The sequence below is a fragment of the Adhaeribacter terrigena genome (assembly GCF_016623615.1).
GTDB classification, from domain to species: Bacteria; Bacteroidota; Bacteroidia; order Cytophagales; family Hymenobacteraceae; genus Adhaeribacter_A; species Adhaeribacter_A terrigena.
On record NZ_JAEHFX010000007.1, the window covers coordinates 83,193 to 108,563 of the forward strand.

At 46.6% G+C, this 25,371-nt stretch carries 23 protein-coding genes; 12 read left to right on the forward strand and 11 right to left on the reverse strand.

Going from position 1 to position 25,371, the window contains the following annotated elements:
• Positions 1 to 55: 55 nt before the first annotated feature.
• Together I5M27_RS13530 and I5M27_RS13535 are read right to left on the reverse strand one after the other, a co-directional pair.
• Positions 56 to 787, reverse strand: coding sequence for a head GIN domain-containing protein (locus tag I5M27_RS13530; RefSeq protein ID WP_200506848.1), 732 nt, complete (start codon positions 785 to 787; stop codon positions 56 to 58).
• An 883-nt stretch (positions 788 to 1,670) separates the two neighbouring features.
• Complete coding sequence (locus I5M27_RS13535; protein WP_200506849.1) at positions 1,671 to 2,252, reverse strand: RNA polymerase sigma-70 factor; 582 nt, start codon at positions 2,250 to 2,252, stop codon at positions 1,671 to 1,673.
• 222 nt (positions 2,253 to 2,474) lie between these two features.
• Between I5M27_RS13535 and I5M27_RS13540 the strand changes: the two genes are divergently transcribed.
• Complete coding sequence (locus tag I5M27_RS13540; protein WP_200506850.1) at positions 2,475 to 3,041, forward strand: fasciclin domain-containing protein; 567 nt, start codon at positions 2,475 to 2,477, stop codon at positions 3,039 to 3,041.
• Positions 3,042 to 3,123: 82 nt separating this feature from the next.
• Here the strand turns inward: I5M27_RS13540 and I5M27_RS13545 are convergent, their stop codons facing one another.
• The 3 genes from I5M27_RS13545 to I5M27_RS13555 form a co-directional block, all read right to left on the reverse strand.
• On the reverse strand, positions 3,124 to 3,609 hold the full coding sequence (locus tag I5M27_RS13545; RefSeq protein WP_200506851.1) for a DUF4126 family protein: 486 nt from the start codon (positions 3,607 to 3,609) through the stop codon (positions 3,124 to 3,126).
• Between the two features lie 218 nt (positions 3,610 to 3,827).
• Positions 3,828 to 6,092, reverse strand: coding sequence for a Tex family protein (locus I5M27_RS13550; RefSeq protein ID WP_200506852.1), 2,265 nt, complete (start codon positions 6,090 to 6,092; stop codon positions 3,828 to 3,830).
• 248 nt (positions 6,093 to 6,340) lie between these two features.
• Positions 6,341 to 6,721 (reverse strand): SdpI family protein, encoded by a 381-nt coding sequence (locus tag I5M27_RS13555; protein ID WP_200506853.1) that lies wholly within the window; start codon positions 6,719 to 6,721, stop codon positions 6,341 to 6,343.
• 128 nt (positions 6,722 to 6,849) lie between these two features.
• Here I5M27_RS13555 and I5M27_RS13560 point away from each other — a divergent pair, with 128 nt between their 5' ends.
• The 3 genes from I5M27_RS13560 (at position 6,850) to I5M27_RS13570 (ending at position 9,341) form a co-directional block, all read left to right on the forward strand.
• On the forward strand, positions 6,850 to 7,365 hold the full coding sequence (locus tag I5M27_RS13560; RefSeq protein WP_200506854.1) for a hypothetical protein: 516 nt from the start codon (positions 6,850 to 6,852) through the stop codon (positions 7,363 to 7,365).
• Between the two features lie 500 nt (positions 7,366 to 7,865).
• The gene (locus I5M27_RS13565; RefSeq protein ID WP_200506855.1) at positions 7,866 to 8,936 is read left to right on the forward strand and encodes a T9SS type A sorting domain-containing protein; all 1,071 of its coding nucleotides are present in this window, start codon (positions 7,866 to 7,868) and stop codon (positions 8,934 to 8,936) included.
• A 135-nt stretch (positions 8,937 to 9,071) separates the two neighbouring features.
• Positions 9,072 to 9,341, forward strand: a complete 270-nt coding sequence (locus I5M27_RS13570; protein WP_200506856.1) for a hypothetical protein — start codon at positions 9,072 to 9,074, stop codon at positions 9,339 to 9,341.
• Positions 9,342 to 9,350: 9 nt separating this feature from the next.
• Here the strand turns inward: I5M27_RS13570 and I5M27_RS13575 are convergent, their stop codons facing one another.
• Complete coding sequence (locus I5M27_RS13575) at positions 9,351 to 9,965, reverse strand: deoxynucleoside kinase (protein WP_200506857.1); 615 nt, start codon at positions 9,963 to 9,965, stop codon at positions 9,351 to 9,353.
• A 388-nt stretch (positions 9,966 to 10,353) separates the two neighbouring features.
• Here I5M27_RS13575 and I5M27_RS13580 point away from each other — a divergent pair, with 388 nt between their 5' ends.
• Positions 10,354 to 11,700, forward strand: coding sequence for a M43 family zinc metalloprotease (locus I5M27_RS13580; RefSeq protein WP_200506858.1), 1,347 nt, complete (start codon positions 10,354 to 10,356; stop codon positions 11,698 to 11,700).
• Between the two features lie 57 nt (positions 11,701 to 11,757).
• Here I5M27_RS13580 and I5M27_RS13585 read toward each other — a convergent pair whose 3' ends face one another.
• Positions 11,758 to 12,417, reverse strand: a complete 660-nt coding sequence (locus I5M27_RS13585) for a hypothetical protein (RefSeq protein WP_200506859.1) — start codon at positions 12,415 to 12,417, stop codon at positions 11,758 to 11,760.
• Between the two features lie 134 nt (positions 12,418 to 12,551).
• Between I5M27_RS13585 and I5M27_RS13590 the strand changes: the two genes are divergently transcribed.
• Positions 12,552 to 12,776 (forward strand): CDGSH iron-sulfur domain-containing protein, encoded by a 225-nt coding sequence (locus I5M27_RS13590; RefSeq protein WP_200506860.1) that lies wholly within the window; start codon positions 12,552 to 12,554, stop codon positions 12,774 to 12,776.
• Between the two features lie 24 nt (positions 12,777 to 12,800).
• The gene (locus I5M27_RS13595; protein ID WP_200506861.1) at positions 12,801 to 13,301 is read left to right on the forward strand and encodes a GNAT family N-acetyltransferase; all 501 of its coding nucleotides are present in this window, start codon (positions 12,801 to 12,803) and stop codon (positions 13,299 to 13,301) included.
• Here the strand turns inward: I5M27_RS13595 and I5M27_RS13600 are convergent.
• On the reverse strand, positions 13,298 to 13,792 hold the full coding sequence (locus tag I5M27_RS13600) for a DUF2062 domain-containing protein (protein WP_200506862.1): 495 nt from the start codon (positions 13,790 to 13,792) through the stop codon (positions 13,298 to 13,300). The two genes, I5M27_RS13595 and I5M27_RS13600, sit on opposite strands and share 4 nt — an antisense overlap.
• 943 nt (positions 13,793 to 14,735) lie before the next feature.
• Between I5M27_RS13600 and xseA the strand changes: the two genes are divergently transcribed.
• From xseA to I5M27_RS13620, 4 genes are all read left to right on the forward strand, one after another.
• Positions 14,736 to 16,301, forward strand: a complete 1,566-nt coding sequence (gene xseA, locus I5M27_RS13605; RefSeq protein ID WP_200506863.1) for an exodeoxyribonuclease VII large subunit — start codon at positions 14,736 to 14,738, stop codon at positions 16,299 to 16,301.
• Positions 16,298 to 16,552, forward strand: coding sequence for an exodeoxyribonuclease VII small subunit (gene xseB, locus I5M27_RS13610; protein WP_200506864.1), 255 nt, complete (start codon positions 16,298 to 16,300; stop codon positions 16,550 to 16,552). The genes xseA and xseB overlap by 4 nt, the downstream gene beginning before the upstream one ends.
• An 18-nt stretch (positions 16,553 to 16,570) precedes the next feature.
• Positions 16,571 to 17,257, forward strand: coding sequence for an alpha/beta fold hydrolase (locus tag I5M27_RS13615; RefSeq protein ID WP_200506865.1), 687 nt, complete (start codon positions 16,571 to 16,573; stop codon positions 17,255 to 17,257).
• A gap of 65 nt (positions 17,258 to 17,322) precedes the next feature.
• Complete coding sequence (locus I5M27_RS13620; protein ID WP_200506866.1) at positions 17,323 to 18,141, forward strand: tetratricopeptide repeat protein; 819 nt, start codon at positions 17,323 to 17,325, stop codon at positions 18,139 to 18,141.
• 80 nt (positions 18,142 to 18,221) lie between these two features.
• On the opposite strand, the gene I5M27_RS13625 is transcribed toward I5M27_RS13620, so the two are convergent.
• The 3 genes from I5M27_RS13625 to I5M27_RS13635 all read right to left on the reverse strand — a co-directional run bounded on the left by I5M27_RS13625 (position 18,222) and on the right by I5M27_RS13635 (position 23,808).
• Positions 18,222 to 20,318 (reverse strand): M13 family metallopeptidase, encoded by a 2,097-nt coding sequence (locus I5M27_RS13625; RefSeq protein WP_234462535.1) that lies wholly within the window; start codon positions 20,316 to 20,318, stop codon positions 18,222 to 18,224.
• A gap of 226 nt (positions 20,319 to 20,544) precedes the next feature.
• A complete protein-coding gene (locus tag I5M27_RS13630) occupies positions 20,545 to 23,370 on the reverse strand; it encodes a TonB-dependent receptor (RefSeq protein WP_200506867.1) in 2,826 nt (941 codons plus the stop codon).
• Positions 23,371 to 23,472: 102 nt separating this feature from the next.
• A complete protein-coding gene (locus I5M27_RS13635) occupies positions 23,473 to 23,808 on the reverse strand; it encodes an MGMT family protein (protein ID WP_200506868.1) in 336 nt (111 codons plus the stop codon).
• 393 nt (positions 23,809 to 24,201) lie between these two features.
• Between I5M27_RS13635 and I5M27_RS13640 the strand changes: the two genes are divergently transcribed.
• Positions 24,202 to 25,299, forward strand: coding sequence for an efflux RND transporter periplasmic adaptor subunit (locus I5M27_RS13640; RefSeq protein WP_200506869.1), 1,098 nt, complete (start codon positions 24,202 to 24,204; stop codon positions 25,297 to 25,299).
• Positions 25,300 to 25,371 lie beyond the last annotated feature (72 nt).

Below are 25,371 nucleotides of genomic sequence, written 5' to 3' on the forward strand. Positions count from 1 at the left end.
CTATGCCGTGCTTATGCCAGCCAAAATTAATTCATATTTTTAATTCCTTGCCCAATTAATCCCACTTCTGAATTTTACCGCTGCCCGAAACCGAGGTGCTCACGGCCGGATTCCCTTTGTAGCGCACCGTGCCGGAACCGCTGATTTTGGCTTGCAAGGATTCGGCAACCCGCACGTCGCTTTTACCTGAACCACTGATGTTTACTTCGGTTCTGGCCGTATAAAGATCGAAGGCGGCCAGTTTACCTGATCCAGAAATCTCCAGGTTGTGAGAGTACGCTTCGCCTTTTAAATTGATCTCCCCGGAGCCGGAAATGCGGGTTTCTACGTTATCGGCGCCCAGCAACGTCAGGTCTATTTCGCCACTGCCCGAAGATTTCAGCGCCAGATCGTTTATGTGCCAGTCGGTTAAGCCCCGCACTTTGTTAACGCCGGAAATAGAAAGCGAGGTAAGTTCCGGGGTGGTAATATAAACCCGAACCGGCTCGGAAATTTTTACGCGATGGCTCCGGAAATCGATCTCAAGTTTGTTGTTGCGGGTGGTGGTACGGACATCGGCCAGCACGTTTTCCTGCCCTTCCAGCACAATGTCTTTAGCCGGCCCCTGGGTTAAATACACTTCAAATTCACCACCCATTTCAATTTCATCGAAGTTGCCGACGGTGCGGGTACGGGTTACATCATCGCCGTGGCCGCGCAGCACTTCGCGCTCGCAGGCAGAAAAAGAAAATGCAGTGGCCACTAAAATAAAGGCGGCTATATGTTTTTTGAAAAAAGACAGGTTCATGATTAGGTATGGTTAAAAATTTCTCAAAATGCGTTTTAGATTTGAAGCCGGATCCGGTGGCTTTCATCTATAAAACAAGAAACCGGGCCCCCACCCTACCCTGCTGCTGAAATTTTTTTAATTATTTTTCAACCACCCAGCATTTCTAAATATGAACAGTCGTTTTTTTTGATTGGGGTGGAGATTTGGGAGATCCAGCAGGGTGCGTTTTATGAAATTGCATTTGTTTCCGGGTTTAGTCTATTAAATGGGTGCTGTCTTTCTTCGTTATTGTTAGCGGATAGCAGTTTATAACCCTGAAAGCATACCGTTTTCAAAGTTAGCTTTCGTTTTTAACTGCTTTTTTTCTGCTTCTTAGTTAACTTTCTCCCTCAAGCCGGGCGGCTTCGTTTAGCTCCGCTGAATCTTCGATTTCTGCGTTCGCGTCTTCTATTCAAACTGGCCTTGCGGCCTGCCTGAAGGCACCGTATGAATAGGAGGCCGCGCACGCAGAAACTGGTGTCAGTTCCCTTCGTAGCTCGCTTTCTTTTTATTTTACTCTCTCAGATAACTTGATTTTCAGGAAACGCTGCCCTGGCGATATGCGTGAAAGGAATATATAAGGAGGGTACTGCCCCTACAGTAAATTCGGTTTGTTGATTCTGGAAATTCTAAAATTGACTAAGCCGAACTTCGCTTCTGAAAATTCAGATTCAGCTAAGAATCCTTTTATCCCTTAAACCTACAAATCCCAATTGGCTTCGCCGAACTACGTTACAGACAAAAATCCTGGCAATCATATAAATCCTGAAAATCGTGTTCAGACATTCATTGCTGTCTGCTTTAGCTGACGGTTCTACAGGCAAAAAAGCTCCCTCCCCTGTTTCTGGAAGCAGTGGTGGAATCAAAGCAGCTGTTGCAGCAAAAATAAAAATACGGCTACCAGGTAATCCTTCAGATTTTCGCGGAGGCGTTGCAGGGCTATGCCCATGTGTTTTTCGACCGATTTAATTGAAATATCGAGTCGTTCGGCAATTTCTTTGTAACTCAGTTCTTCGAAGCGGCTCAGGGAAAACACTATTTTGGTTTTAGGGGGCAGCGCATCGATGGCTTTCTGAATTTCGGTTTCGGTTTCGAGCAGGTTCAGGTTTTTTTCGGCCGTTTCGCCGCCGCCAAAAGCCATGTCCAGCGTATCGATGTCGGTGCTTTGTTTCTGGGTTTTCAGGAAATTTAGGGCGGCGTTGTAGCAGGAACGGTACAGGTACGCATGCATAGCCTCGTTCATTTCCAGGCTTTCGCGCTTTTCCCAGACCTTGATAAATACTTCCTGCACCAGGTCTTCGGCAAAGGTGGCGTCGCGCAGCATGCGGTAAAGACTTTTGCATAGCGGCGCATAATACGTCCGGAAAAGTAAAGCTACTTTTTCGTCGGGCGTAAGATTCTGGTATAGCGATACAACCGCGCCGGCTGTTTTTTCTTCTTCCATGTAACGGGGGCAATGCTGGCGCAAAAGTAGCTTATTTCTGCCAATAGCACCGGAGTTTTTCCGCCGCCAACCCTACCGTTTTAGTTAAACCCACAGCCGGAAAGGGGAACGTCTATAGCTGCAGAAATCTTTAAAGCAATACAAAAAAAGGTCATCTTAAATCATGACCGGTATCATTGGTCGCGCTTTTTCAGCTGGCAATATTTCGTAAAAAAAAGCCTTATGAAAAAGATAACATTCGCCCTGACTGCACTAGCCCTTTTTGCGCTGGCATCCTGTTCCCAAACCCAGAACCCCGAAACGGCCTCGGCTGCTGAAACCCATTTGGAAGAAGCCGGCGTGCCTTCCGGAGGACAATCGGCCGTAGCCGATGATGAATCGCAGAAGAATGTGGTGCAGACTGCCGTTGGTTCTCCCGACCATACCACACTGGTAACGGCCGTTAAAACCGCCGGCCTGGTAGATGTGCTTTCCAACGCCGGACCGTTTACCGTTTTTGCGCCCACCAATGCGGCTTTCGATAAACTGCCGGCTGGTACGGTAGAAGCCCTTTTAAAAGAAGAAAAACGCGGCGACCTGAAAAACATTCTGCAATACCACGTGTACGTGGGTTCACTGCGCACAGAAAGTTTTGAAGACGGCCAGAGTCTGGGCCAGGTAAACGGCGGCCGAGTAACCATGGGCGTCAAAGACGGCAAAGTCACCGTAAACGGGGCTACTATCCTGGCTTCCATTCCAACTTCTAACGGCGTGATTCACGTTATAGACCAGGTTTTACTGCCCAAATAGATAGCGTTTTCCATTACATAAAAGCCCGGCAATTACCGTAAAGGTTTCTGCCGGGCTTCTTTTTCACTTGTAAGGGCCAGATTCAATCTGCAGTTTTATTCATTAAAGCAATTCCACCGGAAGCCATGATCGCATCTTCGGCCAGGCCTAAAACCATGTTTGGCAAACCGCTTTCCTGGCCTAACTTTTTACGGAGATAGAAAAACCCGTAAGCCGCCACCACAGCCCCCGCTACGCCTAATAAGGCGCCGTTGACTTTTGGCTTTTCATTTGCGCCTGCTACCGTTGCGCCCACTATTGCTCCCGAAATAATGCGCGGGATCAATTGCTGAACCGAGATCCGGTCGCCGGTCATGGGTAATTTATCGCCGATCAGTTCAGCGCCCGCCAGGAATTTTAAGCTGGTAGCTACCATAGGCCGCTGCAGGTAACGCAAGCGGGTGTTGTACAATGCGCCGGCCGGATCGTTGGTAAGGAAATGGCTCAGCAACGCCGGGGCGGCCATGGCGCGCATGCCGGCAATAGCCCCGAGGCCTATGGCTTGCAGGTTGGAGTTTGTAGAGTTCATAGTTTGCTGTTTTTTAGTAGAGCGGTATACGGAAACGGTAGGGTTTTGGGGTGGAAAAGTAATAACTATTTGAATCTTCTAAAATTAACAAAAATCAAAACAGCGAGTCGTTATCAAATCTATTGAAAATTTATAATACGGAAAGAACATGCATCTAACAAAAAGCCCCGCTCCTTCCCAGGAAAAAGCGGGGCTTTCAAATTATTAACTAAAAACGTCTACTTAAACATCCCTTTTAAAGCAGCCAATTTGCTCTGGAAATCGCCTTCCGGTTCGGCTTCTTTTCTTGGGGCATTTCCACGTTGCTTACCGCCGCCACTTCCGCCGCTAGCCGGTTTCGCGGCCATCGGGTCCGACTTCATGGAAAGGGCGATGCGTTTGCGGTTGGCATCGACTTCCAGCACGGTTACTTCCACACGTTGCGCTACTTTTACGGCTTCGGCCGGGTTGGTAATAAAGCGGTCAGATAAATGGCTCACGTGAACCAGTCCATCCTGGTGCACCCCGATATCAACGAAAGCGCCGAATGCGGTAATGTTGGTTACGATGCCTGGCAGTTTCATACCCACGCGCAGGTCGGAAATTTCGTTTACGCCTTCGGTGAAACTGAACGCTTCGAAGCTTTCGCGCGGGTCGCGGCCGGGTTTGGCAAGTTCTTTTACAATGTCCTGAAGCGTTGGCAGACCTACGGTTTCGGTTACGTATTTCTTCAGATCGATCTTATTCCGCAGCTCCGCATTTTTCATCAGCTCCGCGATGGACGTATTCAGGTCTTTCGCCATACGTTCTACCACGTCGTAGCTTTCCGGGTGAACCGCGCTGGCGTCCAGCGGATTTTCGGCGTTGCGGATGCGCAAGAAACCTGCTGCCTGCTCAAAAGCTTTATCGCCTAAGCGCGGCACTTTTTTCAGTTCTAATCTTGAACGGAACGGACCGTTGGCATTGCGGTAATCGATGATGTTCTGCGCCAGGCTCGGGCCTAAACCGGAAACGTAGGTTAACAATTGCTTGCTGGCAGTATTAACTTCCACGCCCACGGCGTTTACCGAGCTCATTACCACGTCGTCCAGCGAATGCTTCAGGGCGGTCTGGTCTACGTCGTGCTGGTACTGGCCAACGCCGATAGATTTAGGATCGAGCTTTACCAGTTCCGCCAGCGGATCCATTAAACGGCGGCCGATGGAAACGGCGCCGCGAACGGTAATGTCCTGATCCGGGAATTCTTCGCGGGCAATTTCGGAAGCGGAATAAATGGAGGCACCACTTTCGTTTACCATTACGGTGGCAATTTCTTTAGGCAAATTCAGGCTGCGCACGAAGGTCTCGGTTTCGCGGCTGGCTGTGCCGTTACCAATGGCAATGGCTTCTACTTCGTACTTTTTCGCTAATTTCTCTACCGTTTCAGCAGCCATTTTAGCCTGGCCGGCACCGGTGTGCGGATAAATAGTCTCGTTGTGCAGCAGTTTGCCTTGTTTGTCTAATACTACCAGTTTACAACCGGTCCGGAAGCCAGGATCTAAAGCCAATACGGTTTTCTGGCCCATGGGCGCGGCTAATAAAAGCTGGCGCAGATTATCGGCAAAAACGCGGATGGCTTCTTCGTCGGCGCGTTTTTTAGAGCTCATGCGCACTTCGGTTTCCATGCTAAACTTCAGCATGCGTTTGTAGGCATCTTTTACGGCGAGTTTCACTTGTTCGGCAGCAGCGTTGTGGCCTTTCACGAACTGATTTTCCAGAATATCGATGGCCGCTTCTTCTTCCGGCTGGGCATCGAGCATCAGGATCATTTCCTTTTCACCACGGCGTAAGGCTAAAACCCGGTGCGAAGGCGCTTTTTCGATCGGCTCTTCCCACTCGAAATAGTCTTTGTACTTCTGGCCTTCTTCTTCTTTGCCGGCCACAACGCGGCTTTTGAACACGCCTTTTTTCTCGAACAGGTTACGAATTTTGGTACGCGCTTCGGCATCTTCGTTTACCCATTCGGCAATGATGTCGCGGGCACCGGCCAGGGCTTCTTCTTTGTCTTTTACTTCTTTTTCTTCGCTTACAAATTGTTCGGCTTCGGCCTCTACATCAAATGCAGCCTGTTCGAAAAGTTTGGTAGCCAGCGGCTCCAAGCCTTTTTCGCGGGCAATGGTAGCTTTGGTGCGGCGTTTCGGTTTGTAAGGCAGGTAAATATCTTCGAGCACGGCCATGGTTTCGGCGGCCATGATCTTTGCTTCCAGTTCCGGCGTCAGTTTTTCCTGGTCTTTGATGGATTTCAGGATGGCTTCGCGGCGTTTTTCAAGTTCGCGGAGTTGCTCCAGGCGGTCGCGGATGGCCGCGATCTGCACTTCGTCGAGCTCGCCGGTAACTTCTTTCCGGTAACGGGCAATGAAAGGCACCGTGGCGCCTTCGGCTAATAAATTGGCGGTAGCTTCCAGGGCTTTTAAACCGATGTTGAGCTCCGAAGCTATTTTGAAGTAATGTTGCAGATCGTCCATTTGTTGGATTTGAAAATTTGGAGATTGGAAGATTTGAAAATGCTCTGGAATGCGTTTATCCTCCCCCTACCCCCTCCGAAGGGGGACTGATCGGGATTGTGTATTCAGAATATTTAGTTCTTCAGATGTTTGTGATTCGTATTTTAAACCTGGTTTTAACTTTTATCAGACTTCAAAAATACGGTTAATTTAGAGGAAGCCCAAGCGGGAATCGGGCTTGAATTTGAAGAATGTTTTCGGTATGGGTTTTAAATCTGGGCAGATTTCTGTTTTGCTTCGAAGCGTTTAAGTTTTCTTTCTACTATTGGAATGAGAAGGACCAGGGAGAAACAGTAGAAGAAATTTATAGGCAAAAAAGTGGCGGTAAACGATAAAATATCTTTAAAAAGAAAAAAGTAAAGTAGTGAAATTGCCACGGTTACATGGGTAATAATAAGCATATATTTGGCGGCTAATTTATTTGCATAATGCCAGATCTCCAGGTTTTCCATGGAACGAGGAGTGCGGTAACCGTAAAAGCCATTAATATCTTTGGGTTGCTTCAGATAATAAATGATACCCATTAGAAGCCAAAGCAGGTAATAGACAATTATTAGAAATAATACGATCTTCTTTTCTATTTCTGGCATTCTTTTTCAGAACTTAATAAAACCTGTTTGATTTATCAAAGAGGGAATATACCGTTTTCTTTCTAAAAACTCTGTAACTTTGGTATAGTTTTTATACTGAAAACGATACCGTTTTTGATAAACCGATCATGAAAAAAATACTTTTAAGTTTATTACTGGTTTTTGCCACCACGCTTGGCTTTGCGCAAAGCACCAAAACGAAAACTAAATCTAAAACCACTACGCCAGCCAAAACGGCCGTAAAGAAACCGGTTACCAAGAAAACAGCGGCCGAAAAACTGCCCCAGGAAACGCCGGAACAAAAAGCCGAGCGTGAAAAAATGGCGATAGAAAAAGGGCGCGCCTTAACGCAGAACATGGATAAGAACCTGCGCTTTTCGCCGGAGCAATTCGAAGCGGTTCTGAAGATCAACCAGCAAAGCATTGCCCAGGTAGAACTGGCAAAATTCCAGTACCTGAAGAAAATGAAAAAGATGAACGCTGAAATTCAGAATATTGGAGCCAGCCGCTTGAGTTTACTCAAAGATGTTCTTACCCCGCAGCAGTTCCAGAAATACAACCAGAAGCGCGAAGAAAAAATGGGCATGCCAGGAACGTCACCGCAACAACAACGCGTACCGGCCATGGAACAGCACAGCAACTAGTAAAACCTTGATTTTCAAATTTTTATTCCTAAACCGCTGCCTCAACAGGCAGCGGTTTTTTGCTTTAAAAGGATAGCGTTTTTCGGCTGGCAACCATTTACGCGTGATATAAACTTATCTGCCCGGTTTCAGACTTCCCTCCTATTTTTAATCCAAATCTTCTGCTTATTGTTTCGTTCTGTTTTTCTGAATCTTAGCAGCCTTTTACTTAGCCAGGGTGAAATTCATGGCGCACTATTATTTCTCCTTAACCAGCCTAAGAATTGGTTGTGTCGTTCACGCTATACTTTTGGACTCACACCCTCATTTTCAGGCTTAAAACGCAACTTAAAACTCTTAAATCGGCCATAAATATAACTATTCCAACAAAACACTTGCATCCCTATTACGACCGCTGTTTGGGCCCCAACTTCTAAAGTATCGGGGCGTTAAACCCAACATAAGCAAAAACACTAATAAAACTTCAAAATATCGGTCCATAAATTTTACTTATACCTGCTATGAAAAGAACCTTACTTCCTATCCTTATCTTCGTTTTATCCTGTTTATCTTTCACAGCTTCGGCGCAAACTTCTGACCCATGCTATGGCTGCGATTACGAGCCGCTTTGCGTGATTGAGGATGAAGGCTTCCGCTTTGAATATTTCGGCGCAATTGATCAGGGCAACGGCACCACCCAACTCAAATTCAAGGTTTTTAACGCCAGCCGCTTCCCTTTCACCAGCATCATGTTCGATCTGCCGGGCACTAATATCCCGGCCATTTCGCCGCAAACCAGTTATGTAAGCCGTTTCTGGTACAGCGTAGACAATAACTACAACCAGGAGTTCATTAAATTTACCGGCCTTAACACGCTTAATTACCGTTACGATCAAAGCGATATTTTCCGCTACACGGTAGACAGTGCCACTTTTTACAACGGCCAGAACAACGTGATTGAAATTCAGGCGGAAGCCGGCACCATGACCGGGATCGCAGTTTTTGATCTGAACGAATGCGGCGACATGCCGATCAACCCGCTTCCGGTAGAATTAACCAGCTTTAAAGGCAACGTAACCGCTCAAGGCGTGGCGCTGACCTGGGAAACGGCTTCGGAAAAAAATAACGCTTACTTCTCCGTTCAATACAGCACCGATGGCCGCAATTTTGAATCGGTAGGTTACGTGGAAGGAAACGGCACTTCAGCTGCAGCGCATCGTTACAACTTCACCCATAAAGATCCGGCCGGCGGCAAAGCTTACTACCGCCTGAAGCAAGTCGATTTTGACAATACATCCGCTTACAGCAAAGTAATTGTGCTCGAAACCAAAACCAAGGCGAATTTACCGCTACGCGTTTTCCCTAACCCGACTACGGGCAACGAAGTGAACCTGCAATTCGAGCATGTGAACGCCGAAAAAGTAAACGTAACCCTTACCGACCTGAACGGCCGCGTAATTCTGAAACAAACCACCCAGGCTGCCCGCACCGTAAACGTTAACCTGCAGGGCGCCAATTTAAAACCAGGCATCTACATCCTGAACGTACAGGCCGGTTTACAGACCGCACACCAGAAAATTGTAGTACAATAACCTGAACCAAATCTGAATAGAGCTATGAAAACGCAGAAAGGCTGCCTTGCAAAAGGCAGCCTTTCTGCGTTTAAAAATAGGGCTTACCGGAAAAAACGGTATCTTTAAAACCCAAAAAACTATACTATCGCCCGCATGACCGACAAGAATATTTACCTCGTAATTACGCCAAATGGCCAGCGCCTAGACCTGACCAAAGCCCGTTCTTTAAAAGGCAATAACCTTTACCCTTTCGGGCCGCATAATTTCGCCATTTACCAGACGCCCGATAATATTTTTGTAAAAGGAACCAACCGCGGCGAACGCGAAACGATGCTGAATTACTACGAAATTATTGAGGAAGCGGAAGCCCGCAGTTACCAGCACCCGTATACGCGCGAAGACGAGGTTGAAGAAATGAGCTAAAAAACGGTGTTAAAAAAGCCCGAAAAGTTCGATGTTTATTTTATTGATGATATAACCCAGATCCTCGGGGCGTGCTACAAAATCGAGGTTATTCACGTCTATGGTCAGTACCTTGCCGTGCTTGTAATTGGCGATCCATTCATCGTAGTGTTCGTTCAGTTTTTTCAGGTAATCAAGCCGGATGCCGCTTTCGTAATCGCGGTTGCGTTTTTCGATCTGAGTGATGAGCTTGGGCAGGTCGGCTTTTAAGTAGATGAGCAGATCGGGCGGCTGCACCATGGTGATCATGCTTTCGTAAAGCCGGAAATAATTTTCGTAGTCGCGTTCGCTCAACATATCGGAGCTGCGCAGGTTTTTAGCAAAAATGTGCGCGTCTTCGTAAATGGTGCGGTCCTGAATTACGCCTTTGGTGCGCTGCTGAATCTGCTGGGTCTGGTTAAAGCGGCTGTTCAGAAAAAATACCTGCAAGTGAAAAGCCCAGCGCGGCATGTCGTTATAAAAATCTTTCAGATACGGGTTATCCTCCACGCTTTCCAGGTGAACATCCCAGTTAAAATGCTGCGCCAGCTTGGCCGCTAAAGTAGTTTTTCCGGCGCCAATGTTGCCGGCAATTGCAATGTGCATAAGCAATAAAAAAAACGTTAGGGTTTCGGGCCGTAAAAGTAAAGCAAAGCTGCCAGATTTTACGGGTTAATTCCTGGCCATACCCTGGGTTTTATTTTTTATACCCTGATTCACCTTAAAGGGCTTATTACCACCTGAATTTAAATTTTTAAGCTGAATACCAACAGCTTAAACGAAATCCTCCGGATTGGATGCAATTTATACTGAAAATATGTAACCTTTTCAGACATATCGAATGCAGGCTGCAAACGCGTTTTATATAAATATTTTAAAAAAAATTGAACAAAATATTTTGAAACTCGAAAACCAATTGCAATATTTCAGAGAATTTAAGACTAATCCCTGAAAATTCTTAAAAAACATTCTCACCTAAAACCATTAAAACCTTATGAAAAAATTTTACGCTTTCGCAGCGGCAAGCTTGCTGTGCGTTTCCGGTGCTATTGCTCAGACCAGTGGTTTTGAGCGTTGTTCTGCCATGGAAGTCTTGCATCAGCAGATGCAAAACGATCCTAAAATGGAATCGCGCATGCAGGCCATTGAAGCCCACACCCAAAAATTCCTGCAAAACAAGAGCACTACGGCTAATCAACGGACAAACGCTGTAGTTACCATTCCGGTAGTAGTGCACGTTGTCTGGAATACTGCTTCCCAAAACATCACCGATTGCCAGATCCAGTCCCAGTTAGCAGTTCTGAACGAAGATTTCAGAAAGTTAAATGCCGACAATTCTAAAACCCCTGCTTTATACGCCGGTTTAGCAGCCGATGCCCAGATCCAGTTTGTATTGGCAACCAAAGACCCTAATGGAAATGCGACAACCGGCATTACCAGAACCAAAACCAAAACCCGCACTTTTTCCGGCAATAATGCGATCAAATTTACCAGCCAGGGCGGAAAAGACGCCTGGAATACTTCCCAATACCTGAATTTCTGGATCGCACCAAATTTAGTAGATCGCGGCGTACAATTGTTAGGTTATGGCCAGTTTCCGGGCGGCCCGGCTAGCACCGATGGCGTAGTTATGGCCTACGGGGCTTTTGGCTCCCGCGCAAAATGCCCTAGCGGCGTTTACTATCAGGGCTATGACTTAGGCAGAACTACAACCCACGAAGTAGGCCATTTTCTGAACCTGCGCCATATCTGGGGTGATGCTACCTGCGGTAACGACCTGGTTTCTGATACCCCAACCCAGCAAACTTCTAACTATGGCTGCCCTACCTTCCCGAAAATAACCTGCAGCAACCAGGGCGATATGAGCATGAACTTCATGGATTATACCGACGACCCTTGCATGTATATGTTTACCACAGGTCAGGCGGCGCGCATGGCTGCAGTGCTGGCACCAGGTGGTTTCCATTACAGCTTAACTACTTCTACAGCGGCCTCCACTCCGGTGGCAACTACTACTACTTCTACCCAGGGTGCTACCACCACTGCTTCCAGAGACATGAACTTTGCTGCCGCTACTGTATTCCCGAACCCGGTTAAAGCCGAAATGAACGTGAGTTACTCGGTAACGGCAGAAAACACGAATGTGGAAGTAGAAATTTATAACCTGCTGGGCGCCTTGGTAGGCACTTATAAAGAAGGTGCAAAACCTGCCGGCAAACACGTGTTCAGCATTAATTCCGATAACAGCCGCAGCTTTGGCGCGCTTTCCAACGGAATGTATTTCTGCCGCATTAACGGCGCAGAAGAAGGCAAACTGGTTCGCTTTGTAATAGAAAGATAATAACCGCCCCCTTTTCATTAAAAAAGTCCGGCAAGCATTGCCGGACTTTTTTTGTGTTTAATCGAATAGTTTGAACCGCGGTTTCTCTTCCGGCACTACTTCCTCTTCTTTATCGGGGAATAATCTGAATTTCTTTTTCTCCGGCTTTTTCTCTTCCTCGCCACCAAAAAAGTTAAAGCTGCTTTTCTCTTTCTCTTTTTTCTTCGTTCCGAATATGCCGCCGGAATTTTTATCGTTGTCGCCACCGAAGAGGTTGAGCTTTTTCTTCTTTTCCTTAATTAAAATGTAGCGCAGCGAAAACCCGCCCTGCAAACCAAAATAATCTTCGTGGTTAAAATGAATGGCTGGTTTTAAATCGGCGGAAAGCAATAAGCGGGTAAAGATCAGTTTGGCTTCGAGCCCTAAAACGCCATCTACGCCGTAAAAAGCGCCGTTATCTTTCAGATCACCAATGTGCCCGCCGGCGCCAACATAGTAATTAAGGCCGTGGGTAATAATTGGGAAATGCTGCTGAAAAAGGGCGGTCGCGCTTACTTCGCGGGTGCCGGCCATGCCCAGAAATTCGATGGTGCTTTTAGGTAAAACGCGTTGCTGCAAGGTTAAACCCAGCCGGTGTTTTTCTACGCGCAAACCTACCGCGGTAATGTATTTCTGCGCCTGGGCCGTAAAAGTAAAAGCCAGCATTCCGGCCACAACCAACAAAATTCTGTTCTTCATAAAATCGGGAAAATACCTTTCTGCCCAACGAAATTACGCTTTTATTTGGTCAGAACTAAAAGCTTCTTGCTGGCAAGGTGCCGCTTTGCGCGAATTGCCTTATCTTTGAAAGAACTAAAAACCGTACCAAAACCATGGCAAAAACCAAACTTACTGTAAATAATAACGGCTCTTTAAGAGTAGAGGGCGAATTTGAAATTGTAGATGCGCAAGGCAACGTGTATGGTTTAGCCGGCCGCGAACTGGTAAGCATCTGCCGTTGTGGCCTTTCCAAAAACAAACCGTTCTGCGACGGTTCACACAAGGGCCATTTCGAGCACAACGCTGTAGCTTTTGATCTGCCGGAAAAGAAAGCTTAATTTCAGTCTGCTGCATTCCGTTTTATGGTTGCAATCACCTTAACGCCGGCTTCGGAAATAGATATTCCGGAGCTGCGCGCCCTGGCTTTAACTACCTGGGAACCGACCTATAAAAATATACTGAGCCGGGAGCAACTGCTTTTTATGCAGGAGGAAATTTACAACGAAACTGCGTTGGCAAAACAAATGCAGCACGGCCAGCAATTCTATTTTATTCAGCAGGAAGCATGTTCTGTGGGTTTTCTTTCACTCACGTTAATGAACTCAACAGAGCAACGCTACAAACTGAATAAGCTTTATTTATTGCCGGAAATGCAGGGCAAAGGAATTGGAAAAGCTGCGCTCGATGCTGCCGCAGAAACGGTACAGAAAATGGGCGGAAAAGTGCTGGAACTGAACGTAAACAAATTCAATCCGGCCAAATTTTTTTACGAACGCTGCGGCTTTTCCGTGATCCGGGAAGAAGATATTCCGATCGGCAATTACTGGATGAATGATTTTGTGATGGAGAAAAAGCTGGCCTAAGCTACCGCTGCCTGGGTGCGCACAAACCGCCGAAATACCGGCAGCGTGGCATAATAAACCAACAAACCCAGTGGAATCGCTAATAAAGCCCAGGCCGCAATGCCCAGCAAATTGGCAACCCAAAGTTTGTTCAGGGTTTCTACCCAGTCTTCTTTAATCATGTGCATGATCTGGGCCAGCGAATACCGCAACGGCGTGCCGCCAAAAATAAAAATACCGAGTTTAACCAGCGGGATAGCAATGATGATCTGGATCGGATTTACAAAATAGCTGATCAGCAGCAGGATCGGGCTGTTCAGGCGCAGGCGCGCGGCCACGAGCGTACCTATTAAAGTAGTAACCCCAAAAGCCGGAATCAGGCCGATTACCGCACCCAGGGTAACAGTAAGCGACAATTTTTCGGGCGTAATACCCGCTTTGAGTAAAGCCAGGAGCGGTTTTACCAGTTTGCGTTTAAAAAAATTTTCTTTGGTTTGTAAAGCTGTTTCCAATACTCCGGAAGGTTAAGCGGTGATCTCCTGCAAGGACCGGGTTTGCAGTTCAGAGGTTTATACGTAAAAAACGCCGCAGGTAACCTGAAAAACGGCATTTTTAATAAAAATATAATTTCGGGTATTTTCGTTCCACAAAACTAAGGCCATTTCTGACTTTTTCGTGTAAAAAGTATTGCGTTTTAGATCAGATTTTCAGGATTAACGGATTGGCAGGACATTAGTGTGGATCAGGATTATTATCATGCCCCCTAGGGACAGGTCGCAACCTTTCCGTACGTCATCCGATCAAATTGTCTGAATTAAGATCTTCGGGATTTAATAGATTGACAGGAAGGGTTGTCTGAATCAGGATTTACAGAATTTTAGAATTTACAGAATTAAGGAATTAAATGTAGGGGCACCCTTGGGGTGCCCTTTCCCGTTATTGTCTGAACACGATTTTAAAAATTATAAGGATTGACAGGATTTCTCAACATCCGATTTCACGCATATCGCCAGCGCAGCGCGCCTGAAAACCACGTTAGCAGAGAAACTAAACTAAAAAGAAAGCTGACTACGAAGGAGAATGACATCAGTTTCTGTTCCAAAGACTTTGGATTAACCGGTGCCGAGGAACGAGGCAGCCCGGTAGGGCAGGTGAATCCACGGCTTTGGAGCAGAAACGAAGCCTCCCGGCTTGAGGTAGAAAGTTAACTATAAAACTCAAAACCTAGAAGTAAAGAACAGAAGCAACGCTATAAAAACGCTATACTTTCAAGCTTAAAAACTCAATAGCAAAATATTACTACCAACCCGACGGGATCTCTCCTAACGTCGGGATGACAAGAGGAAAAAATGCTATGCTTTCAAGCATAAAAACTCCTTAATTCCGGATCACAATACCAAACAAATTAAATTGAAAATCCCTACCTTAGCTTTGTAAAATCAAGAAGTTGGCAGCATGGGTTTATTCACGAAAATTACGTACACAGACGTTTCTTACGCCACCCGCGCCAGTCAGCCGCTTACGCTTTTCCAGCTCCAGAATAAGATCCGCGAAGCGCTGGAAGAAGCTTTTCCGGCCGGTTACTGGGTGGTTGCCGAAATTTCGGAAGTACGAACGCATGCCAGCGGCCATTGCTATTTAACCCTTACCGAAAAAGACAACCGTAATCAGAATAATTTAATCGCCCAGGCCAAAGGCACGATCTGGCGCAACAATTACCGCGAAATCTCTACTTATTTCGAAAGCCAGACCGGCCACAAATTGCGCTCCGGACTCAAAATTCTCTTGAATGCCAGCGTGCGTTTTCACGAACTGTACGGCTTCAACCTCGATATTCTCGACATCGACCCGAACTATACCATTGGCGATCTGGCGCGGCAGAAGCAGGAAACGCTCCGGAAACTGCAAGCCAACGGCCTTTTAGAAAAAAACAAACAGCGCTTCCTGCCCGAAGTGCCGCAACGCGTGGCCGTAATTTCTTCGGCTACCGCCGCCGGATTCGAAGATTTCATGAAGCAGCTGGCGCAGAATCCATACGGCTACCATTTTCAAACCACTTTGTTCGAAGCAAGCATGCAGGGCAACGAAGCGGCGGCTTCGGTAAGGCAGGCGTTGCGGTTAATCGAAATGCAGCAAAGCCAGTTCGATGCGGTGATTTTAATTCGTGGTGGTGGCGCGCAAACCGATCTTTTGTGTTTCGACGATTATGAACTGGCGGCGACAATCGGCAATTTTTCGTTGCCGGTACTTACCGGAATCGGCCACGAACGCGACGAAACGGTGGCCGATATTGTAGCCCATACCAAACTGAAAACCCCTACTGCTGTCGCTGCTTTTTTAATTGATTGCTGCCTGACTTTTGAAGCGCATTTAGATACCGTTTTCGAAGACCTGAAAGACCTGGCAGCCGTGATTGTGAAACGCAAAAACGCGCAGCTCGAAAACCAGGTTCTGCAATTATCGCAGCAAACCAACCGTTATTTAAAGCAGCAGGATTCCAGGCTCGAAATGCTGGTGCGCAGTTTATCGGTAAAGCCGAAAAAATACCTGACCGAACAGGATAAACTCATCAGCTGCCACGAACTGAACCTGGTAAATTTCACGCGAAAAAAGCTCGAAAATTCGGAAGTAAAACTTTTGCAGCAAAGCCACAAACTCGAAAATATTAGCCGCCAAACGGTAGCACAAAAGCAGCAAAAACTCGAGCATCTAATTTACTGCATCAGCACTTCCGCCAAAAACAATATCAGCAATAAACAGCTTCTTTTTCAACCCTTTACCAATAAAATTAAAGCCGAAACGCAGCAGTTTTTGCGCGAAAAAACCTACCGTTTGCAGCTCACCGAAATGGAAGTAAAAAACCGCGATCCGGAGCAAATGCTGCTGCGCGGCTACACCTTAACTTACGTGCACGGCCAGCTGGTGCGCAGCGCCAAAGACTTGAAACCCGGCGACCTGATCCAGACGCATTTTGCCGACGGAGGCGCCGAAAGTACCATTACCAACCTGACAATTTTATGAACCAGAACCTAACCTATAAAGAAGCCACGCAGGAGCTCGAAGCCATCCTGAAAGCCATAGAAACCGACGCCGTAGATGTAGATGAACTGACCCAGAAAGTGCAGCGCTCTTCCGAACTCATCAAGATCTGCAAGCAGAAACTGCGTTCCGCCGAAGCCGCCATCAACCAGGTTTTCGAAGACATTGAATGCAACGACGAACCTGAAACGAAACCGAACTCTGACAAACCCGCGACGGGCAAATTGTTCTAAAAAACGATAGCAATTTACATGGAAAAACTCTTATTGCTGCACGGCGCGCTGGGTTGCCAGACCGGTTTCAACGCACTGAAAGCCGCTTTATCGGAACATTACGAGGTTTATTGCCTCGATTTTTACGGCCACGGTTCGGAAGCATTTTCTACGGAACCGTTTAAAATTGAAGGCTTTTCTGAACAGGTTTTTAACTGGCTCGAAGAAAATAAGATCGAGGCTATTTCCATTTTTGGCTACAGCATGGGCGGTTACGTGGCGTTGCATTTAGCGGCCAGGTATCCGGAAAAAGTAAAGCGCATTTTCACGCTCGCTACCAAATTCGACTGGACCGAAGCTTCGGCCGAAAAAGAAACCAAACTGCTCGATCCGGATAAGATTGAAGCCAAGGTGCCGATGTTTGCCAGTGAACTTTCCGAACGCCACGGCGCGCACCTCTGGAAAAACGTGCTCCGCAAAACCGCCGAAATGATGCTTGGTTTAGGCCGGCAAAAAGCACTTTCCGAGGAAGAACTTGCGCAAATTGAAATTCCGGTTTTAGTTAGCGTCGGCGACCGCGACCCGATGGTTAGCCTGGAAGAAACCGTGGCGGTTAGCAAACAACTGAAAAATGCCGCCCTGTTGGTTTTACCCAATACGGTGCATCCGCTGGAGAAAATTCCGGTGGTGAGGTTGGTTTTTGAGTGCCGGCAGTTTTTTGGGTGATTTGGGTAGCGTTTTTGGGTATTGACAAGGGCATATATTAATTGACGACAATTCATCGAACATTCATGTTAAGAATATTTCTATTTTTAATCCTCAACGCTATAAGCGTAAATGTTTTTGCTCAAAGTAAAGCTGACAGTCTTTTTATGTCTGGTGGAGAAGCTTTTGAGCTTGAAAATTACTCGGAGGCCATTAAAAACTTTAAAGAATTAGTTAGAAATTATAAGGGTTTTGAATACTATAATCAAGCAGTCTATAATCTTGCATATACTTACGATGCCTCTGACAGCTTAGACCAAGCAATATTATGGTATGAGAAAATTAGAAGTTCAAATGTTAAAGATAATAGTAGAGTTGGAGGAAGAGGCATTTTTGAGCCTTACGCAAATTATAAGCACTTTTCTACCTCAAATATTGCTTCCATTGAATATAATAGAGGGAATTATGAAAAAGCATTAGATTATTATACGCAGAGCTTAAATAAGTTTCCATATTTTAATTCTTCAGGCACAGATCTGAGAATTAATGAAAATAGATTAAAGATTTATCTTGTTGACTGTCTAAAAAAGCTAAAAAGATTCGATGAAGCTCTTGATATAATTGTTCTTCAAGCTTTAGCCTCTAAGGGAAGTAGTAACTACCAGTCCGTTGTAAAAAGTGCGATTGTATTGATCAATGAGAATTTCGACAAAAATAAGATAGCGTCTGAAATTGAGAACTCTTTAACGACAATTAAAAGAAAAGGGACCGGTTCTTTTGAATTAAATTGGAGAAATAAAAAAACTACAATACATCCTTATTCAGCAGGGCAGAATCTTACTGTGGCTAAATTGAAAGATGAAATTAAACAGTCTCTTTTCTGGACAGAACTCACTAAACCATAACTGACGTCAGAATTAAGCACAAAAAAAAGAGGAACCAGCTTGGCACCTCTTTTTTGCTTTAAAACGATACCGTTTTCTGGTTACCAGATCCGGATGCGTTCTTCCGGTTTGCGTACCATTTTGTCGCCTTCTTTGCAACCGAAAGCTTCGTAGAATTGCGGCATGTTGGCTAACGGACCATTGCAACGGAATTTACCCGGTGAATGCGGATCGGTCATTACCTGCTGACGCAAATATTGGTCGGTAGCATTTATGCGCCAGTTCTGTGCCCAGGCCAGGAAGAAACGCTGGTTTTGGGTGAACCCGTCGTATTTCGGATCGGTTTTGCCGGCGTTGGCTTTTTGTAAAGCAGTAAAAGCAATGTTCAGACCGCCAATATCGGCAATGTTTTCGCCCATGGTCAGCTGTCCGTTCACGAAAACGCTGTCCAGTGGCTGGTAAGCGCTATATTGCTTGTCCACCATTTCGGTGTGTTTGGCAAAACGTTCGGCATCTTCTTTGGTCCACCAGTCTTTCAGGTTGCCTTCGTGGTCGTACTGGCGTCCCTGATCATCAAATCCGTGGGTCAGTTCGTGGCCGATCACAGCCCCCATTCCGCCATAATTTACGGCGTCATCCGCTTTCGGATCGAAGAAAGGCGGCTGCAGAATACCGGCCGGGAACACGATCTCGTTCATAGACGGATTGTAATACGCGTTAACGGTTGGCGGGCTCATGTGCCATTCGTTGCGGTCTACCGGTTTACCCAGTTTCGAAGCCATATCGTTGTAATCGAACATGCGCGCACGCAGCACATTCATTACATAAGGGCCGCGGTTCACGTCGAACGTAGAATAATCTTTCCACTGATCCGGGTAACCGATCTTAACCGCGAAAGCATCCAGTTTCTGCATGGCTTTCTGCTTGGTTTCTTCGCTCATCCAGTCCAGCGTTTTTACGTGCTCCTGAAAAGCAGCCTGCAGGTTTTTGATCATGGTAAGGGCTTTGGCTTTGGCTTCCGGCGAGAAGGTTTTCTCTACGTAAAGCTGGCCTAAGGCTTCGCCCAGAGCGTTGTCAGTAGCGCGAGCCATGCGTTTCCAGCGCGGCTGCATTTGCTTGGCACCGCTCAGGGTTTTGCTGAAGAAATTAAAGTTTTCCTGCGCGTAAGCATTTGGTAAGGCACTGGCTAAAGAAGAAACCATCCGCAAACGCATGTAGGTTTTCCAGTCAGCAACCGGAACCGATTTCAGCATCGCGTTCAGCTCTTTAAAGAAAGCCGGCTGGCCCACAATTACTTCTTTGGCTGCACCCAGTTTCATGTTGGTCAGCCAGTTTTTTACGTTCAGGTTCGGCATCAGCTTCTGGAATTCTGCTACCGTCATTTTGTTGTAATTAGCATACGGATCGCGCAGCTCCACTCTCGATTTGGAAGCTTTGGCTAAACGCGTTTCAATGGCCATTACCTTATTGGCATTGGCTACAGCCTGTTTTTCCGAATCGCCTAATAACGTAAACATGTTGCGCAGGTAATTCAGGTAAGCCGTGCGGATCTCCTTCGAACGTTTGTCGTCTTTCAGGTAATAATCGCGGTCCGGCAAACCAATTCCGCCCTGGAACACGAACAGCGCATATTGCGTGCTGATCTTATCGTCCTGACCCACATACGAACCGAACATCGGGCCGAAGCCATGCATCTGGTGGGTGGCCAGCATATTCTGCAGGCCTTTCAGGTCTTTCACGGCATTCAGACGGTCCAGCTCCGGTTTCAGCGGTGCCAGGCCGGCGGTTTCAATTCCCGCGGAGTCCATGCCGGAATAAAAGTAATCGCCCACTTTTTGCAGGTTGCTGCCTTTTTCGGCGTTGGTGGTAGCCGCAGCGTTGTTAAGTAACTGGCGCAGAATAGCGTTGTTACGTTCCGCTACTTCGTTAAAGCTGCTCCAGATGCTTTCGGTAGCCGGCACCGGGTTGTTCTTTATCCAGTTACCGTTGGCGTACAAATAAAAATCATCACACGGCTTCACCGATTTATCGATGTTGGGCACATCTATGCCCACCCCTTTGGCAACTGCCAACATTTCCGGAGCCGGAGTGGCAATTACTTTGGCCGAAGATTGTTGCTGCGCTTCCGGCGCTTTGCACTGGGTTAGCAACATAGCTGCCAACGCCAACGAAACTGGTATAAACGATCTTTTTTTCATAGAATTATTTTTGACGCTGAAAATTTAGGCAATATTTTCGAATTAATAGCATAAAAGCCTTGCACACACGCATTTTGTATGTTTCCGCACGTTGCTGCCCGTATCCGCACATTACTTTTTAAGCCTGAAACCATACCATTTTTAAATTTGCAGCTTTACCGGAAAACAAAAAAAACCAGCCCGGTTAAGAGCTGGTTTTTGAGGAAAAAAGGATAGCGTTCTTGACTTATAAACTAACCGAAGCGCCTAATACAAAAGTACGGCCGCGATTGAAGAATACTTCAATGGAATTCGGATCGAACTGGTTGATTCCGGAACGGGTTGGAGCATCGGTAATGTAGAATTCATTCAGCACGTTCAGCACCGAGCCATTAAGCGTCAGTTTCAGGTCTTTATAGAATTTAAACGAATAACCGGAGTGAATATCGATGTTACGGCTGGTTGGCAGACGGAAAGCATCCTGCGGGGTTTTACCGGCCGGCAAGGCATCCGGCGAGAAATCTGCATAATTTTTGGCGAACATCAGGTAAGTAGGGCGAATGTAGAAACCTTTAATCGGTTCGTAACGCACACCCAGCATAAACTGGTTTTGTGCCGAACCACCCACGTGAATACCTTTGGCATTAAAATCTGCTTCACCAATCTGAACCCCTGTTTCAGTTACAATCCGGGCCTTTCCTTCTGAATTCCAGCGCCAGTCGCCCAACGAGATAGCAGCATTCAGGGAAACTTTACGACTGATCTCCTGGGCTAATTCCAGCTCCACGCCCAGGTGGCGGGCATCCATGCCGGTAATATTGTAGTAAAGCATGCCACCGGTGGCTTCATCCTGCACTGAACGGGAAATAGAACGGTCGTACCAGGTAGTGTGGTACCCATTCAGGTTGGCTTTAAAATTTCCGCGGTTGATCCCATACCCAACTTCAAAAGACATTACGCCTTCGTTCTGGTTGTTGGCAAATTGCTCACCGGAGCGGGTATCGAACACGAAGTTGAAGAACTGCGGCTTATTAATATAACCTAAGTTGAAGAAGAGGTTGTTGAATTCGTTCAGGTTGTAGTTCAGACCACCTTTAATGGTATAACCGGTAAATTTTACCCAGTCGCTTTCTTTCAGCTTGCCGGTACCGGAAACCTGCTGAATGTTTTTGGCGCTGGTACCACTTCCTACCGTTACCGGGGAGTTCTGATTAAGCTGTACGGTATCTTTTCCGGAGATCACATAATCGGACTGGGTATAATAAATATTATTAACCTGGTTTACAATGGTAGCCGGGGTGGTATAAAAACCGACCGGGGTTTGGGAACCATTAATGCTGTAAATTTTCGGCAGGAAATAATCTTTGCGCTTATAGGCCGTATTCGAAAGCGTGCCGCTTACAAAAGCCGAAAGTACCGGCGTTTTATACTCGGCCATCAGGAAACCACCAATATAGCGCACGTAACCATCGTTATTGAAGCTGATCTTGTCACCTTCATAAAGCTTCTTATTCGGATCCTGGTTGGCGTGGCCGGAAATGTTGCTGGCAAAATTCGCCCCTAGCAGATCGTGAACCTGGCTGTAGTGTTCGCCTTTGTAGGTACGGCCATCAATACCAGCCGATAACGTAGTTCTTTCAGTAGCCTTATAATCCATGCCCGAAATAAAACCATACCAGCGGTGATTGTTTACGTTGGCGCGCAGAATATTGGTAGCTTTGGTAGTTTCCCGGTTTCTGTAGTTAGCATCGTAAATACTCTGGAAATTTGGGCGGCCATTTTTAGTAGCAATGGTACTCAGCGGGCTCACTCCACCCCCGTTACCGATTGAAGCATACACCACGTTGCTCATGAATAGCTTTTCGGAAATGGTCCAGAAATGGTTCAGGTTGAATTGCGGCTTGTGGTAATAGTTCTGGCGTTCGTTCAGTTTTTCGCGGTTATGAATGGTATCCCCGTCAGAAAGCGTGTACCGATCCAGTTCACCCCAGTGGGCATTATAGTCAAAACCATAATCACCTATAATCTTGCCATCGTTATCTTTATAGTTGGTAGCACCCAGTTCCTGGGCTTTATCGGCGCTGTAGGTTGCAATGTTTTTGGCAAAAGAACGCTGCCCGTGTTTCTGCGGCGAACCTAAACCGGTTAAAGAAAGCGTATGGTTGCCGAATTTCTTGCTGATGTTGGCAAAATAGCTCCAGGAATCGTCCCAGGTGCCTTCTACCCAGCCATCGCCGGTGCGGCGCGAACCGTAAACTGTAAAAGCCCAGTCGCCTTGCAACTGACCGGAAGAATACATAAGCGAAGTTTTTGAGTAACTGTTGCTGCCAATTTCCTGGCGGGCTACAAAGCTGCGTTTGTTTTCAAAACCTTTGGTAAGAATATTCATGGTACCCCCAACCGAAGGCGTTGCCAGTTTAGAAGCACTTAAACCACGCTGTACCTGCGTAGATTTGGTTACATCGCCCAGATCCCAGTTAGACCAGAACACGCGGCCGTTTTCCATATCGTTTACCGGCACCCCGTTTACCATTACGGCAATGTTTTCCTGGCTGAAACCCCGGATGCTGATACGCGATTCGCCCGGGCCACCGCCCTGATTGGTCGCGTAAACTCCTGGCGTTTCATTTAGCAATAAAGGTAGGTCGCGGCCCGCTAAACTTTCGCGGATGGTAGATTCTTTAATGGCAGAGAAAGCCACCGGCGTTTCACGTTCCACGGCTACGTCGGCCACAATTTCCACTTCATTCAAAGTAGCATTATCTTCGCCCAGGCGGAAGGTTACAAAAGCGTCTTTATTTGAAATTACCACCGTTTCGGTAGCCGAAAGATAACCGATATAACTGGCTGTTACGGTGTAGGTACCCGGTTTCAGGTTTTCTACTTTAAACGTACCATTCACTTCGGTAAGTCCGCCGGTAGTGGTTCCGGGGCTGGAAACCTGCACGCTGGCGCCGGCCAGGCCTTCGCCTGAAGCTTTGTCTACCAGTTTGCCTTTCAGCGCGTAAGTTTGCGCGTAAGCCGCCTGCACTGTAAAGATCAGCACGAAAAAAGCGGATAAAATATTTTTCATGAAATAGGAAAAAGTTTAACCCTGCAAAGGTACGGCTTAACACCCGGAACAAAAAATCGGTCGGGCAGTAGGGAGCAATATTTTACTTCTTCTTAACGTGTTTTAAAGCAATTCTTTAGCCGGGTCCCAGAAATGCTTATCAAAATCCTGGATCTGGTCCTTAATAATGATCAGGCCTTCACTTTCAAGGGCACTTTGCATCGCGTTTGGGTCGCCGAAATGTTGCTTGCCGGTCAGCAATCCGTTGCGGTTCACCACGCGGTAAGCCGGAAGATCGGTTAGCGGGTGCGCGGCAATTAAAGCCCAGCCAACCATGCGCGCCGAACCTTTGGAACCTAAATAACTGGCAATGGCTCCGTAAGAAGTAACCCGGCCTTTAGGTATAAGCTTAACCACGGCGTACACATCTTCAAAAAAATTACCTTTCTTATCTTTCATTGCAAATCTGAAAATAAATTTCCGGAATTATTTTAGTGGTTTAAGAAGTCAGGGCCGGCATTTTCCAAAATTCTGAAATTTCAAATTAAACCTTTTATCTGTAGCTACATCTAAAGTTTCCGGTTGCCCGGAAAGTACGAAAATTAACAAAAGCTTTTACAAATGTTGTCTTTTCAAAGGCATTTTCGTATTAGCTTTGTTTAAATTTCAATTTACCTGAAACCAGTCCGGAAAATAGCGGAACAGTATATGGAAATGGCTTTTCCGCCGTTTAAGGAAAAACCAGTTTCTGTTTCAGTACGCTTTTCTGGTTGAAATATTTTTAAAAACGCTAGGGATTTAGCCCTCAAAAGTCGGCCCCGGAAACCGGCTAAAGCTCCGCTTCACTGCATTATGAAAACAAAATACATTGTTTACGCCATCTTACTCGTTGCACTTGGTTCCCTTATTTTTTACCGGATCTCTGCTAATAAAAAACTGGAAGGCAAAAGTGGCCCCGGTGGAAAAGGCGGCGGCAAAGGCGGTCCGGGCGGCGGCATGCCAGCCATGCGCGTAAGCGGCGTAGTGCTCCAACCACAGCAATTTTCCAACACGCTTTCCGTAACCGGAACAATAGAAGCCAACGAACAGGTAACGATCAGAAGTGAAATTTCCGGCCGGGTAAGCAATATTTCTTTTCAGGAAGGCAGCCGCGTTAGCAAGGGCCAGGTTTTATTGAAAATAGACGATTCTGAACTGCGCGCCCAGTTGGCCCAGGCCCAGACCAGGCAAAAACTCGCCGCCGAAAATGAACGACGCGCCGGCCTGCTTTTACAAAAAGAAGCCATCAGCAAGGAAGAATTCGACGTAGCCCGCTCCGAATTATTAACCACCAAGGCTCAGACCCAACTTATACAGGCGCAAATTGCCAAAACTGCCATTAAAGCGCCTTTTTCCGGACAAATTGGTTTGCGCAACATTTCCGAGGGCGGTTTCCTTTCGCCCGAAGTTGTAGTTGCCAACCTGGTAAATACCGATCCGGTAAAGATCACTTTCTCCGTACCCGAAAAATATTCGAACCAGGTAAAAGTAAATACAGAGATCAGTTTTACCATTGCCGGAAATACTAAAAAATACAACGCTACGGTTTACGCCATTGAGCCCGGCATAGAATCTGCCACCCGCACGCTCCAGCTCCGCGCCCGGGCTGCGAATCCAGAGAATATTTTGCGTCCCGGTTCCTTTGCCAATATTGAACTGCCGCTTACCGAAATAGAAAATGCCTTACTGGTTCCTTCCGAAGCGATTATCCCGATCCAGAACGGAAAGAAAGTGTTTGTAGCGAAAAACGGCAAAGCCAAAGAAGTTAAAGTAGAAACCGGCACCCGTACCGAAAAAGACGTGCTTATTACTTCCGGCCTTACCGCAGGCGATACTGTTTTAACTTCCGGTATTATGACGCTGAAAGCCGATGCACCGGTAAAAGTAAAGATTGAGGCAGCGAAAAAATAGCCGGCTACCGAAAAAAAAGTATAAACCCGCACTTTTAAGCTCGAAAACGGTAGCGTTTTGGAGGTAAAAAGT